Genomic DNA, 14,000 nt, shown 5'->3' on the forward strand with positions numbered 1-14,000 from the left:
AAGCCATGGCCGATCGCATTGTGGAGGAGGCCAACCACGCCTTCCACCTGAACATGACCATGTTCCAGGAACTGGAAGGCAATCTGATCGCCGCTATTGGCAAGGTTCTGTTTGGCTTCCTTACCCGGCGTCAGCGTTCGGGCAGCACGGAAGTGGCGGCGGCCTGAGCCAGAGTTGGCGGGCCGCAGCCTCTGAGTGTCTTGCGCCCCCTTCGCTTTTTGGTGCCAGGCACCAGCGGTCGCTACCGCTGCGGTGGCCTGCTGGTGGAGCAGCAGACGGCCCGGCTGCTGGCCGAACTGGTGCCAACACAACTGGTCACCTATCGGCAGCGGGAGCCTGGACTGCCCTACCTGGGTGATCTGCTACATGCTGAACCCCTAGGCAGCCCTGCCGCCACCGACTCCCTGTGGATCGTGAGCTGGGGCTTTGATGTGCCGCGCCAGCTGGGGGCGTTGCGGGGCCGGCCGGTGGCCTACCACGCCCATAGCAGCGGCTACGGCTTCCGCTTGCCCCCCGGGGTGCCGGTGCTGGCAGTGAGTCGCAACACCCTGGGCTACTGGGGCCAATGGGCCAGCCGCAATCCGCTGTTCCTGGTGCCCAACGCCCTGGAGGCCAGTTGGATCGCCCGCGGTGATCGCCCCCACAACTGCGGCGCTGAGCCGGCGCCGAGCGGCCGCTCGATTGATGTGCTGATCCAGCGGCGCAAGACCAGCACCTACGTGCTGGAGCAGCTGGTGCCAGCCCTGCGGGCCCGCGGGCTCACGGTGCTGGTGCAGGACGGCTGGGTGGAAGATCTGGTGGGGCTGTTCAACAGCGCCAAGGTGGTGGTTTACGACTCCGCAGACCACTGGCGCTGCAGTGGTGTGAGCGAAGGCTTTGGTCTGCCGCCGATCGAGGCCCTGGCCTGTGGCTGCGTGCTATTCAGCAGCCTCAACCACGCCCTGGCTGACAACCTGGACCCCGGGGGCTTGGCCTATCAGATCGGTATGGGCAGCCTGGCCGCCGACGGGGAGCGGATCGCTGCGGCGGTGGCCGATCCAGCCGCCTGGCTGCCTGCGCCACGCCGCTTGGAAGAGTTGCTTGATGAGCTCAGTGAACCGCGGCTGCGCCAGCGCTGGCGCCAGGCCCTGGAGGCGATCAACATCCACATCGATCGGCTGCAGGCCGGTGAGCCGCCCCTGCGGCCCCCTTCTCTGCTCCAGCTGCGCTTGGAGCGCTGGCGGCAGAGGTTGGCCCGTCGCCTTGCCTAGGGTCTCAGGAATGAGCGCATTTCTAGCCGGCCTCAACGACGCCCAGCGCAAGGCGGTGGACCACCACACCGGTCCGCTGCTGGTGGTGGCAGGTGCGGGCAGCGGCAAAACCCGCGCCCTCACCCACCGCATCGCCCACCTGATCGGCCACCACGGCGCCGATCCGGCCCATCTGCTCGCCGTCACCTTCACCAACAAGGCGGCCCGCGAGATGAAGGAGCGGCTGGAGCTGCTGCTGGCCCAGAAGCTGGCCCAGAGCCAGTTCGGCCAGCCCTGGAGCACCCTGCCGGCGGTGGAGCAGCGCCAGCTGCGCTCGCGCATCTACCGCGAGGTGATCAAGGAGCTGTGGATCGGCACCTTCCATGCCCTGTTTGCCCGGCTGCTGCGCTTCGACATCGACAAGTTCAAGGATCCCGAAGGACTCAGCTGGACGCGCCAGTTCTCGATCTACGACGAGAACGACGTCCAGAGCCTGATTAAGGAGATCGTCACCCAGGAGCTGCAGCTAGATCCCAAGCGCTTTGAGCCCAAGAAGGTGCGCTGGGCGATCAGCAACGCCAAGAACCAGGGTTGGATGCCCGAGCAGCTTGAAGCCGATGCCGGCGGCCAGCGGGGCAAGTTGATGGCGGAGACCTACCGGCGCTACCGGCGCGCCCTGGCCGCCAACAACGCTCTCGATTTCGATGATCTGCTGCTCTTCCCCGTGCAACTGCTGCGCCAGAACGAGCAGATCCGCGACTACTGGCACCGGCGCTTTCGTCATGTGCTGGTGGATGAATACCAGGACACCAACCGCACCCAGTACGACCTGATCAAGCTGCTGGTGACCAACGGTCGAGAACCCTCCGACTACGACGACTGGGATGGGCGCTCGGTGTTTGTGGTGGGTGACGCCGACCAGAGCATCTACAGCTTCCGCGCCGCCGATTTCACGATCCTGATGGGCTTTCAGGACGACTTCGGTGACGGGGCCGCCAGTGAGACCACCGCCACGATGGTGAAGCTGGAGGAGAACTACCGCTCCACTGCCACGATTCTGGAGGCGGCTAATGCCCTGATCGCCCACAATTCCGAGCGGATCGATAAGGTTTTGCGCCCCACCCGAGGTGAGGGCGAATTGATCTCCCTCACCCGCTGCGATGACGAGATCGCCGAGGCCGAGGCGGTGGTGCACCGCATGCGCATGCTTGAAGCCGCCCACCCCGATCTCAGCTGGGGCGATATGGCCGTGCTTTATCGCACCAACGCCCAGTCCCGGGCGATGGAGGAGTCGCTGGTGCGCTGGGGCATCCCCTACATCGTGGTGGGGGGGCTGCGCTTCTACGACCGGCGCGAGATCAAGGATGTGCTCGCCTACCTCAAGCTGCTGGTCAACCCCGCCGACACCGTCAGTCTGTTGCGGGTGCTCAATACCCCCAAGCGCGGCATCGGTAAAACCACGATCGAGCGACTCACCGACGCCTCAAACCAGCTCGGCATTCCCCTCTGGGAAGTGGTCCGTGATGCAGAAGCAGTGCGTTCTTTGGGCGGCCGCTCGGCCAAGGGGTTGCTGCAGTTTTGCGAGTTGATCAACGGCCTCCAGGCCTGTGCTCAAGACATCGCCCCTTCTGAATTGGTGCAGCGGGTGATAGAGCAGAGCGGCTACGTGGCTGAGTTGATCACCGAAGGCACCGATGAAGCCGAAGACCGGCGCCGCAACCTCAATGAGCTGGTGAATGCTGCCTTGCAATACCAGGAGGAAAACGAGGAGGGCTCCCTGGAGGATTTCCTGGCTTCGGCGGCCCTGGCCAGCGACGCTGATAGCAAGGACACCGAGCAGGATCGCGTCACCCTGATGACCCTGCATGCCAGTAAGGGCTTGGAATTTCCGGTGGTGTATCTGGTGGGAATGGAGCAGGGTCTCTTCCCCAGCTATCGCTCCTTGGAAGACCCCTCGGCTCTCGAGGAGGAGCGCCGCCTCTGCTACGTGGGCCTCACCCGGGCCAAAGAGCGGCTGTTTCTATCCCATGCCAGTGAGCGGCGGCTTTGGGGTGGCATGCGCGAGCCGGCGGTGCCCTCGGTGTTTCTTTCGGAGCTGCCCAGCGCCCTGATCCAGGGGGACATTCCCCATAGCGGTGGAGCTTCCATTCGCCGTGAGCAGCGCCTGGATCGGCTCACCCGAGTGGATCGCGAGGATTCACGCCAGGTGGCTGGCGGCGGTGCGGCCGGTGCTCCCGCCAATGCGGTGCGGCGCCGGGCGGCTGCCAAAAGCTGGGCGGTGGGGGACCGGCTGCGGCACAGCAGCTTTGGCGAAGGTCAGGTGACCCACCTGTTTGGCAGTGGTGAGAAGGTGTCGATTGCTGTGAAATTTCAGGGGATGGGGCCCAAAATCCTTGACCCGCGCCTGGCGCCGATCGAGCCCGTCTAGGTGGAAATCCCTGGCATTCCAGCGCCCCTGCTGACAGCCCTGAGCCGGTCAGGGGTTGGGCCGGTGGCATTGGTCGGTGGAGGGGTGCGGGATTTGTTGCTGCACCGGGTGCATAACGATCCCTGGCGGGGGCTGCCCGATCTGGACCTGGTGGTGCAGGGCCGGGCTTCAGAGCTGGTTAAGGAGTTGGTTGACGCCTTGGCTGGCCAGCTGGGTGAGGGTGTGGTGCAGCGCTGCCAGGAGCACGGCGCTTACGGCACAGTTGAGCTCGAACTCAACTTGGACGGCCAGCAGGTGCTGCTGGATGTGGCCACCGCCCGCTGCGAGACCTACCCGGTGCCAGCTGAAAATCCTCAGGTGAGCTTCGGCTCTATGGCCGATGACCTGGCCAGGCGTGATTTCAGCATCAACGCCATGGCCTTGGATCTGGTCAGCGGCACCCTGCTCGATCCCCATGGAGGCCAGGCCGATCTGGAGCTGCGCCAGCTGCGCTTTTTGCATCACGGCAGCGTTCGCGACGATCCCACCCGGCTGGTGCGCGGCGCCCGCTATGCGGCTCGGCTGGGGCTGGAGCTTGACGGGGCTAGCGCCGATCAGGCTGCAGCCACACTGGCGCAGTGGCCATGGCCGTGGCGGCAGGGTGATCCGCCGGCTGAGGCGCCGTCAGCCCTGGGCACGCGCCTGCGGATGGAGCTGGAGTTGCTGCTGGAGCGCGAGCCCTGGCTGGCAGCTCTGGGAGCACTGCAGCGCTGGGGCGCTCTGGCGTTGCTTGATCCGGAGCTGCAGGCGGATACGCAGTGGCCGCGGCGGCTGCGCTGGGCTGTTCGGCTGGGGTTGCCGCTGCTGGTGGCCCTGGTGGCGGGAGCGCGCCAACCCCTCGCCCTGGCGGAGCGGCTGCAGTTGCCCCACCGTCAGCACCGGCTGCTAGCGCAATGGTTGGAGTTGCGGCGCCGGCTGGTGGAGCAGCAGCTGGAGGGCTCTCCGGCGCTGCCCGAGCACTGGTGCGCCCTGCTGGAGGCTTCTGGCTGCAGTCCAGAAGCGGTGGCCCTGGCCCTGGCCTGTGGCAGTGGCCCGCGCCGGCCCCTGCTGCGGTGGCTGCTGCGCTGGCGCCAGGTCAAGGCCGAGCTCACCGCCGCTGATCTGCTGGCAGCTGGCATGCGGCAAGGGCCCGAGTTGGGCCAGAGGCTGAGGGAGCTGCGGGCCGAGCGGCTGCGCTTGGAGCGGATCTGAGTGCCGCAGACCCCTCGTTAGCGTGGGCGGATGACTGACCAGATGTCTGCTCCCCGAGTGGTGGTGGCCGTACCGGCCCGGCTGGAATCGGCGCGGCTGCCAGGCAAGCTGCTCGCCGATATTGCCGGCAAGCCCATGCTCCTGCATGTGTTGGAGCGTTGCCGGCAGGCCAAGGGTCTGGCGGCAGTGGTTGTGTGCACAGACAGCGATCAGGTGCGCTCTTTTGCCGAAGGCTGGGGCTTTCCGGTGCTGATGACCTCGCCCCATTGCAGCTCGGGCAGTGAACGCCTGGCCAGCGTGGTGGCGGAGCTGGTGGCTGCCGCGGGGGGCGGGGCCTCTGATTTTGATGAAACCCTGGTGATCAACGTGCAGGGCGACCAGCCGCTGCTGGATCCGGCGATCATCGAGGCGATGGCGGCTCAGTTTGCCCAGCTGCAGCGGCCGCCGGTGCTCACGCCCGTCTACCCCCTCACAGCTGACAAGTTGCACGATCCCAATGTGGTGAAGGTGCTGCGGGCCCGCGACGGTCGCGCTATCACCTTCTCCCGCAGTGCCCTGCCCCATTTGCGTGGGGTGCCGCCTGAGCAGTGGGCTCAGCACACCATCTATTGGGGCCATGTGGGCCTCTATGGCTATCGGGCCGACGTGTTGGCTGGCTGGGCAGCGCTGCCCCATTCCCTGCTCGAAGACCTGGAGAAGTTGGAGCAGTTGCGGCTTGTCGACGCCGGCATTCCCCTGCTCACCTACGAGGTGGCGCAGGACTGCCTCTCAGTGGATACCCCGGAGCAGCTGGAGCAGGCCCGGACCATTGCTCGCGCTGGGTTGGCGGCGGTTTAGGAGTTGCCTTCTCGCCAGCCCTCACGGTTGAGGCTTTGCAACAGCCCCCGCTGCTGCAGCAGGGCTTCAGCTAGTTCACGCACGGCCCCATCCCCCCCCCGGCGGCGCAGCACCCAGTCGGCCTGGCGGCGCAGGCCCCGGGCGCCGTCGGCGGGGCAGATCAGCAGACCCGTAGCCGGGCGCACTGTTAGGTCGTTGAGGTCGTCGCCGATGAAGGCGGTTTGCTGCCGCTCCAGCTGCAGATGGGCCTGGAGCTGGCTTAGGGCGCTGAGCTTGTCGCCGACGCCCACCAGGCAGTGATTGACGTGCAGATGTCGGGCCCGCTGCTCGATGGCGCCGCTGCGTCCGCCGCTGAGAAAGGCCACCTCAATGCCTGCTCGCTGCAGCATCCGGATCGCCAGGCCGTCGCGCACGTCGAAGCGCTTCACCACCTGGCCCTGCTCGTCGTAGTGCAAACCGCCATCGGTGAGCACACCGTCAACGTCACAAACCAGCAGTTCGATCGCCGCAAGATCCCGGCGCCGCAGCAGGGTTCGTTGCAGCAGCTGGCGGATCACAGGCTGCTTGGGGCCACACCCGCTGCCACTACTTGACGCAGGGCCAGCAGCTGGCTGAGCAGGGCTTCGAGCCGGTGCAGCGGCACCATGTTCGGCCCGTCGCTGAGGGCGTTGTCGGGGTCTGGATGGGTCTCCATGAACAAACCGTCCACCCCCACGGCGACTGCAGCTCTGGCAAGCGGTGCCACAAACTCCCGCTGCCCGCCGGTGCTGGTGCCACGGCCGCCAGGCTGCTGCACGGCGTGGGTGGCATCGAAGATCACCGGGCAACCCAGGGCTTGGAGCTGGGGGAAGCTGCGGTAATCGACCACAAGGGTGTTGTAGCCAAAACTGGTGCCTCGCTCGGTGAGCCATAGGCGGTCGCTGGCGGGATCTAGCCCGCATTCCTGCATCTTGTTCACCACCTGGGCCATGTCCCAGGGCGCCAGAAACTGCCCCTTTTTGACGTTCACTACCTTGCTGGTGCCGGCCACGGCCTTGGCGGCGGCTTCGAGCAGGTCGGTCTGACGGCAGAGGAAGGCGGGGATCTGCAGCACATCCACAGCCTGGGCCGCTGCCGCCGCCTGACAGCTCTCGTGGATGTCGGTGAGCACGGGCACCCCGAAGCTCTGGCCCACCTCCTGCAGGATCTTCAGCCCCTCATCGGGGCCCGGGCCGCGAAACGACTTGCCGGAGCTGCGGTTGGCTTTGTCGAAGCTGGCTTTGAAGATGTAGCGGATGCCGACTCGAGCGCAGATCGTGCTCACTTGCTCGGCGATCTGAAGCACCAAATCGCGGCTTTCGATTACACAGGGCCCGGCGATCAAGGTGAAGGGAATGGCCGTCATGGGCGCTCCGCGGCGGTACTGGTGGTAAAACCAGCCTGCACCAGATCGTGCAGCCGTAGCAGGCCCAGCAACAGGCGAGGCTGGGCGGGATCCACAACTGGCAGCACCGAAATTGCCTGGTGGGGGTTGCGTTCCATCACTTTTAGAGCTTCTACAGCGAGCACCTCTGGCGTCACCGTGATCGGGTTAGCAGTGGCCATGGAGCCGGCGCGGAGGTCAGCCCACTCCTCGGGGGCATGGTGCTGCAAGCTGCGGCGCAGGTCGCCGTCTGTGATCAGCCCGGCCATCAGTTCGGGGTTTGCGCTGGCCCGCACCCAGGCGGCCCCAAGACTGCCTTTGCCGTTGCTGCCTTCGGTGAGCCGGCCGATCACCTCGGCCAGGGGTGCCTCGGGAGAGAGCCCCTCCAGCGCTGTTGCCGGCACCATCAGATCGGCCACGGTGAGGGTGAGCTGGCGGCCTAGGGAGCCGGCTGGATGGTTGATGGCGAAGTCTTCGGGCGAGATGCCTGCCCGCTCCATCCACACTGCCGCCAGGGCGTCGCCAATCGCCATAGCTACCGCCGTGCTGGCCGTGGGAGCCAGGTTTAGCGGGCAAACCTCCCGATCTACCGAGCCATCCAGCACTACATCGCAGCCAGTAGCCAGGCTGGATGCCAGGCGGCCCACCAGGGCGATCCGGGCCGTGCCGCGGCGGCGCAGGTGGGGCAGGATCGCCAGCAACTCCTCTGTTTCACCGCTGTTCGAGAGCAGCAGGGCGACGTCGTCGGCCGCCACGATGCCGAGATCGCCGTGCAGGGCATCGACCGGATTGAGAAATACGGCCGTAAGGCCGATTGAAGAAAAGGTGGCAGCGATCTTGCGGGCAACGATGCCGCTCTTGCCCACGCCGGTAAGCACAAGCTTGGCCCGGCGTTGGCGGCACCCCTCCAGCAGTTCCAGAGCGGCTTCCACCTGGCTGCTGCTGAGGCGCTGGGCAGCAGCAGCTATGGCAGCAGCCTCTTCCTCCAGGCAGCGGGTGAGGGCAGACAAGATGCCGGTCTCGCAGATCCCCCATTCTCGCTGGCGGTTCGGCGCGTCGTCGTTTAGGTGTGCACCCGGCCGATCACAGCGGCTTCGCCAAAGCCTGCCTGCTGCAGATCGCTAAGGGCTGCTGCCAGCTGGTCGCCTGGAATCGCCGCCAGCAGCGGGCCGCAGGTCTGGGGATCAATCAGCAGGGCTTGATGAGCTGCATCGGTTTGCCCCTGGAGTTGAATCCGCTCCTCCAGTAAGACCAGGGCGCTGGCATTAGAAGGGGCCAGGCTGCTGGCCCAGCCTGCGCTCAGCAGGGATAAGGCCCCGAGCAGGGCCGGTATAGCTGCTGCCGCCAGCGTCACGTGGCAGTTTTCTGGGCTGGCGGCCAGCATTTCGCCCAGATGGCCCAACAGCCCGAAGCCGGTCACGTCGGTGCAGGCGCGGCAACCGCGGCGGCTTAGCAGCTCCACCAGGCTTGCCTGGCATTGCTGCATCTGGGCTAGGGCGGCGTCTATCCACTGGGGCTGGGCCGCTCCAGCCATGGCCGCGGCAAACAGCACCCCCGTGCCGATGGGCCGGCACAGCACCAGCCCATCGCCGCTGCGTAAGGGCCCCTTGCCCCAGTGCCGCCCAGCGGGTGCCCTGCCGTTCACGCTCAGCACCAAACTCAGGCCTGCGGGGTTGGCCGGGTTGGATTGACTGTCGCGGGCCTCCAGGCTGTGGCCGCCGATCAGGCGGGCTCCGAGCGGTTGCAGCACCGATTGGATGCCGGCCAGGGTGTCGCTGAGCAGATCTGCCTGCAGGGCGGTAGCTAGCTCCGGCAGGGTGACCACCGCTTGCAGGCTTTCCACCTGGGCGCCACTGGCCCAGAGATCACTGCAGGCATGCAGGGTGGTGAGCCGGGCATTGAGCCAGGCGTCGGCCACCAGCGCCGGAAAGCCATCGACGCTCTGCAGTAGCAGGGACCCATCGGCTGTCTGGGCGATCACCGCGGCGTCCTCGGCGCTGCCCGGGGTGCCGCCTCCGAGGCCATTGCGTGCCAGGGCGTCTTGCAGGGGGCTGGCGGCCAATTTGGCGGCGCAGCCCCGGCAGGCCATCGCTGCGCCCCCATCTGGGCCCATGGCCTTCAGCTCGCTGAAGCCGGCCATGAAGCGCCGATCCACGGCCTGCTTCCAGCGCCACAGCAGCGGGCTGGGGCCCAGGGCCCATGGACCCCAGAAGGCCACCGCTTGGGGCCTGGGCTTGCTGCCGTCGCCCAGCAGCTGCAGCGCCCAGCGCTGGGGCTGCCAGGGTTTCAGCTCGCGGCCTGCAACCACTGCCTTCAGGTTGTGGGCCAGGGTTTGGGCGCAGCGCACAGCCCAGACACCGGAGGCGGGCCTGGGCCTGCTGGCGATCACGCCGCAGTCGCCGCTGGCGAACAGCCTTGGCTGTCGCCATACCTGCAGGCTGGCCTCAGTGAGCAGGCGCCCCTCGCCGTTGCAGGCCAGGCCTGAGGCGGTGAGCCAGCGGGGTCCGCGGCTGCCAGTGCAGGCCAGGTCGGCGGCGGCGTCATCCGGGCAGTTGGCCTCGATGGAAATGCCGGCGCTTTCCAGTAGCTGCTGCCCCAATTGGTTGGCTGCCTTTGAGCCCAGATTCAGCTGGCTGCCGCGCAGCTGCAGCCTGGGCTGCTGGCCCCTCGCCCGCAGCGCCAGGGCCACCTCTACGGCTGCGGCGCCGCCACCCCGGATGCGGACGCTGCCTGATTTGGGCTGGCTGCACCAGAGCAAGAAGGGCTCCAAGGGCTTTACCGCCATGGCCGCATGGGTTACGGCGCTGGTTTCTGCGCCCACATCGAGGCTGAGCCAGTCCCAGCGCAGGTTGGGCCGCCCCGCCAGTGCCAGCTCCCGACCCTCGGTATCAATCGCCGTGATCTCTGCCTGCACAAAGGTCACCCCCGCCAGCAGGCAAAGGCGGCGCAGGTCGATGGCGCAGGCGGCTGGCTCATAAAGACCGGCGACCAGCCCCGGCACCATGCCCGAATAGAGGGTGGTGCTGTGGCGGCTCACGAGGGTGATCCAGGCGGCCGGCCGCTGCTGGTTCATGGCCCACATGCGCAGCACCAGAGCGTGGCTGTGGCCGCCACCGGCGAGCACCAGCCTTGCTTCAGCTGCCATAACCCTCGGGATTGGCCTGCTGCCAGGCCCAGCCGTCGCGGCACATCTCCTCCAGGGAGCGGCGGGTGCGCCAGCCGAGTCGTGTAGCTGCCAGGCGTGGATCGGCCACGGTGCTGGCCGCGTCTCCGTCTCGCCTTCCTACAACGCTGTACGGAACTGAACGACCACTGGCGAGCTCAAAGGCCCTCACCACCTCCAGCACCGAGTGGCCCTGGCCGCTGCCCAGGTTGAGGCTGAGCAGCTGGGGGGGCTCGGCCAGCAGCACGTCCAAGGCGGCCCGGTGCCCCTCAGCGAGGTCCATCACATGGATGTAGTCGCGGACGCCGCTGCCATCGGGGGTGGGCCAGTCGCCGCCAAATACCTGCAGGCAGTCGCGACGCCCCACCGCCACCTGGCTCACAAAGGGGAACAGGTTGTTGGGTATGCCCCTGGGGTCCTCGCCAATGCGGCCACTGGGGTGGGCTCCCACCGGATTGAAATAGCGCAGCCGAGCGATGCGCCAGCCCGCTTCGCTGGCCGCCAGATCGGCTAGCAGCTGCTCTACCGCAGCTTTGCTGTGGCCGTAGGGGTTGATCGGCTGGATTGGTGCGCTTTCCGGGATTGGCACCAGCTCCGGCTTGCCGTAGAGGGTGGCGCTGCTGCTGAACACCAGGCTGCGGCAGCCATGGCCCTGCATTGCTTCCAGTAGCTGGCGCGAGCCACAGAGATTCACGTCCCAGTAACGCAGCGGCTCTCGCACCGATTCACCCACCGCCTTAAGGCCGGCGAAGTGGATCACGGCTGTGATTGGCCGGCCGGCCGGGGTCGCCTTGAAGGCCCGTTCCAGATCTACAGCGGAGCGAATGTCGCCCTCCACCACCTGCAGCCGGCCGGCTGCGGAGGGGCCGGCGAGTTCCAGCACGCGCTTCAGGCTTTCCCGAGAGCTGTTGTCGAAGTTGTCGAGCACCACCAAGTTGTGGCCCGCCTCCAGCAGCACCAGACAGCTGTGGCTGCCGATGAAGCCAGCACCTCCGGTGATTAGCAGCTCAGCCATGAAGGAAATTAGTGCTCAAGGAATAGTGTCTCGTAATGGCTATGTGAATTCCATGGGATTGCCCACCATCAGTTCCATCTGCTGCATTGGAGCGGGCTATGTGGGCGGCCCGACGATGGCGGTGATTGCAGATCGCTGCCCGGATGTGCAGGTGACTGTGGTGGACCTCAGCGCTGAGCGGATTGCAGCCTGGAATGGCGCCGATCTAAGCCGCCTGCCGGCGGTGGCGCTGGAGCAGGGGCTGGAGCCCACGATCGCCTACTTCCGGGAGATGTTGGATCTATGAGTCGCCCCGTGTTGGTGACCGGTGCGGCCGGCTTTATCGGTGCGGCGGTGTGTGAGCGGCTTTTGGCCCGGGGTGAACGGGTGGTGGGGATCGATAACCTCAACAGTTACTACGACCCTGCCTTGAAGCAGGCCCGGCTGAGCCGGATCGAGGCCTCTGCCCCCAGGGAGTCCTGGAGCTTTCAGCGTCTGGAGCTGGAGGACGGATCTGCCATCGCGGATCTCTTCGCCCGCGAACGACCCCGACTGGTGATTCACTTGGCCGCCCAGGCCGGGGTGCGTTACTCCCTCGAAAATCCTGGTGCTTACTTACAGAGCAACCTGGTGGGGTTTGGCGCAATCCTCGAAGGCTGCCGCCACCACGGCGTTGTTCATCTGGTGTACGCCTCCAGTAGCTCGGTGTATGGCGGCAACACCAACCTGCCGTTCACGGAACATCAGTCCGTGAACCATCCGGTGAGCCTGTACGCGGCCACTAAGAAAGCCAATGAATTGATGGCCCACACCTACAGCCACCTTTATGGGCTGCCGGCTACGGGGCTGCGCTTTTTCACCGTGTACGGCCCCTGGGGCCGGCCCGACATGGCGCCGATGTTGTTTGCCAGGGCGATCCTGGCGGGGGAGCCGATCCGGGTGTTCAACCAGGGCCGCATGCGCCGCGATTTCACCTACATCGACGACATCGTGACCGGGGTGATCGCCTGCGCCGATAAGCCGGCCAGCGCCGATCCCAGGTTTGACTCCGCGGCGCCAGACCCTGCCACCAGCTGGGCCCCGCATCGCTTGTTCAATATCGGCAACAGCCAGCCGGTCGAGCTGCTGTATTTCATTGATCTGCTCGAGCGGGCTTTAGGTCGGCAGGCGATCCGCGACCTGCAGCCGATGCAGCCCGGCGATGTGGAGGCCACCGCCGCCGATACGAGCTTGCTCGAGGCCTGGGTGGGCTTCAGTCCCTCCACCTCGATCGAGGTGGGGGTTGAACGCTTCGCCCGTTGGTATCAAGCCAGCTACGCCTGAGCGCCGGCAGGCAGACTCACCCCACTTGCTGCTTTCGGTTTGGCATCGCTGCAGAGCCTGCGTGGCATGGCCGATCTGCTGCCAGAGCAGATTCGCTTGTGGCAGCACGTGGAAGCCACGGTCCGCGAGCACTTCCGCCGCAGTGCCATCACTGAGATCCGCACCCCCCTGCTGGAGATCACCGAGCTGTTTGCCCGCGGCATCGGCGAGGCCACCGACGTGGTGGGCAAAGAGATGTACACCTTTCTCGACCGGGGTGAGCGCAGCTGCACCCTGCGGCCGGAGGGCACGGCGTCGGTGGTGCGGGCGGCGATCCAGCACGGCCTGCTGAGCCAGGGCCCCCAGCGCCTCTGGTATGGCGGGCCGATGTTCCGCTACGAGCGCCCCCAGGCGGGCCGGCTGCGTCAGTTCCACCAGATCGGGCTGGAGCTGCTCGGTTTTGCCGATGCCTGCAGTGACGTGGAGGCCATTGCCGTGGCCTGGGATCTGCTGGCCGAGCTGGGGGTGGGCGGGCTGGAGCTGCAGCTCAATTCCCTCGGCAGCAGCGAAGACCGGGCCCGCTACCGCGAGCTGCTGGTGGCCTGGCTGGAGCAGCGGCGCGACCAGCTCGATGCCGATTCCCAGGCCCGCATCCACAGCAACCCCCTGCGGGTGCTCGATTCCAAGAACCCCGATACCCAGGCTTTGCTGGCGGAGGCCCCCAGCCTGGCGTCCGCTCTCAGCGACGCGAGCCAGGCCCGCTTTGCGGCGGTGCAGCAGGCCCTCAAGGCCCTGGGGATCCCCTTTGTGCTCAACCCCCGGCTGGTGCGCGGCCTCGATTACTACAGCCACACCGCCTTTGAGATCACCAGCAGCCAGCTGGGGGCGCAAGCCACGGTGTGCGGTGGTGGCCGCTACGACGGCCTGGTGCAGCAGCTGGGCGGGCCGGCCACGCCGGCGATCGGCTGGGCCCTCGGGATGGAGCGGCTGGTGCTGCTGCTCAGCCAGAGCGAAGCTTCGGTGGCTGCCGCCCCAGCCCTCGATCTCTATGTGGTTAGCCGTGGCGAGGCCGCGGCAGCGCTGGCCCTGGCCCTGGCACGGCGCTGCCGCCAGGCTGGACTGGCTGTGGAGAGGGATGCCAGTGGCGCGGCCTTCGGTAAGCAGTTCAAGCGGGCCGACCGCTCCGGGGCCCGTTGGGCGGCGGTAATCGGCGAGCAGGAGGCGCTAGACGGGGTGGTGGGGCTCAAGGCTCTGCGGGTCGATGGCGGCGAGCAGGCCGATCAGCGGCTCACTCCTGAAGCCCTCCTCGTGGCCCTCGCAGCGGGCCTGCCGAGGCCATGACGCCACAGGACCTGTCCACCAGAGCAGGCCACTCCCGGGTGTTGGGCCTTTGACTGGTTGTAGCCCCGTATGTG

The 14,000-nt window shown here is 66.8% G+C and carries 11 protein-coding genes and 2 pseudogenes; 8 read left to right on the forward strand and 5 right to left on the reverse strand.

Going from position 1 to position 14,000, the window contains the following annotated elements:
• The 5 genes and pseudogenes from KBY85_RS04415 to kdsB all read left to right on the forward strand — a co-directional run.
• Positions 1-167 (forward strand): annotated as a pseudogene (locus tag KBY85_RS04415) (heme oxygenase); the annotation flags it as partial.
• Positions 168-200: 33 nt separating this feature from the next.
• Positions 201-1,250 carry a glycosyltransferase gene (locus KBY85_RS04420; protein WP_254960349.1) on the forward strand — a complete coding sequence of 350 codons (1,050 nt, stop codon included), beginning with the start codon at positions 201-203 and terminating at the stop codon, positions 1,248-1,250.
• Positions 1,251-1,260: 10 nt separating this feature from the next.
• Positions 1,261-3,657 (forward strand): UvrD-helicase domain-containing protein, encoded by a 2,397-nt coding sequence (locus tag KBY85_RS04425; RefSeq protein ID WP_254960350.1) that lies wholly within the window; start codon positions 1,261-1,263, stop codon positions 3,655-3,657.
• Complete coding sequence (locus KBY85_RS04430; RefSeq protein ID WP_254960351.1) at positions 3,658-4,887, forward strand: CCA tRNA nucleotidyltransferase; 1,230 nt, start codon at positions 3,658-3,660, stop codon at positions 4,885-4,887. It begins immediately after the preceding gene.
• 42 nt (positions 4,888-4,929) lie between these two features.
• A complete protein-coding gene (gene kdsB / locus KBY85_RS04435) occupies positions 4,930-5,724 on the forward strand; it encodes a 3-deoxy-manno-octulosonate cytidylyltransferase (RefSeq protein WP_254960352.1) in 795 nt (264 codons plus the stop codon).
• On the opposite strand, the gene KBY85_RS04440 is transcribed toward kdsB, so the two are convergent.
• The 5 genes from KBY85_RS04440 to galE are packed head-to-tail and all read right to left on the reverse strand — an operon-like array spanning position 5,721 to position 11,304.
• Positions 5,721-6,281, reverse strand: a complete 561-nt coding sequence (locus KBY85_RS04440; protein WP_396121814.1) for a KdsC family phosphatase — start codon at positions 6,279-6,281, stop codon at positions 5,721-5,723. The two genes, kdsB and KBY85_RS04440, sit on opposite strands and share 4 nt — an antisense overlap.
• Positions 6,278-7,108, reverse strand: a complete 831-nt coding sequence (gene kdsA, locus KBY85_RS04445) for a 3-deoxy-8-phosphooctulonate synthase (RefSeq protein ID WP_254960353.1) — start codon at positions 7,106-7,108, stop codon at positions 6,278-6,280. Before kdsA ends, KBY85_RS04440 begins: the two co-directional genes overlap by 4 nt.
• Positions 7,105-8,136, reverse strand: coding sequence for an SIS domain-containing protein (locus KBY85_RS04450; RefSeq protein ID WP_254960354.1), 1,032 nt, complete (start codon positions 8,134-8,136; stop codon positions 7,105-7,107). The genes kdsA and KBY85_RS04450 overlap by 4 nt, the downstream gene beginning before the upstream one ends.
• A 53-nt stretch (positions 8,137-8,189) precedes the next feature.
• Positions 8,190-10,271 (reverse strand): selenide, water dikinase SelD, encoded by a 2,082-nt coding sequence (selD, locus tag KBY85_RS04455; protein ID WP_254960355.1) that lies wholly within the window; start codon positions 10,269-10,271, stop codon positions 8,190-8,192.
• Complete coding sequence (gene galE / locus KBY85_RS04460) at positions 10,261-11,304, reverse strand: UDP-glucose 4-epimerase GalE (RefSeq protein WP_254960356.1); 1,044 nt, start codon at positions 11,302-11,304, stop codon at positions 10,261-10,263. The genes selD and galE overlap by 11 nt, the downstream gene beginning before the upstream one ends.
• 52 nt (positions 11,305-11,356) lie before the next feature.
• Between galE and KBY85_RS04465 the strand changes: the two are divergent.
• The 3 genes and pseudogenes from KBY85_RS04465 to hisS all read left to right on the forward strand — a co-directional run.
• Positions 11,357-11,572, forward strand: a pseudogene (locus tag KBY85_RS04465) (nucleotide sugar dehydrogenase); the annotation flags it as partial.
• A 14-nt stretch (positions 11,573-11,586) separates the two neighbouring features.
• Positions 11,587-12,606 (forward strand): NAD-dependent epimerase, encoded by a 1,020-nt coding sequence (locus KBY85_RS04470; RefSeq protein ID WP_254960357.1) that lies wholly within the window; start codon positions 11,587-11,589, stop codon positions 12,604-12,606.
• A 39-nt stretch (positions 12,607-12,645) separates the two neighbouring features.
• Positions 12,646-13,926, forward strand: a complete 1,281-nt coding sequence (gene hisS / locus KBY85_RS04475) for a histidine--tRNA ligase (protein WP_254960358.1) — start codon at positions 12,646-12,648, stop codon at positions 13,924-13,926.
• Positions 13,927-14,000 lie beyond the last annotated feature (74 nt).

It is taken from the genome of Cyanobium sp. BA5m-10, assembly GCF_024346255.1.
Taxonomy (GTDB): domain Bacteria; phylum Cyanobacteriota; class Cyanobacteriia; order PCC-6307; family Cyanobiaceae; genus Cyanobium_A; species Cyanobium_A usitatum.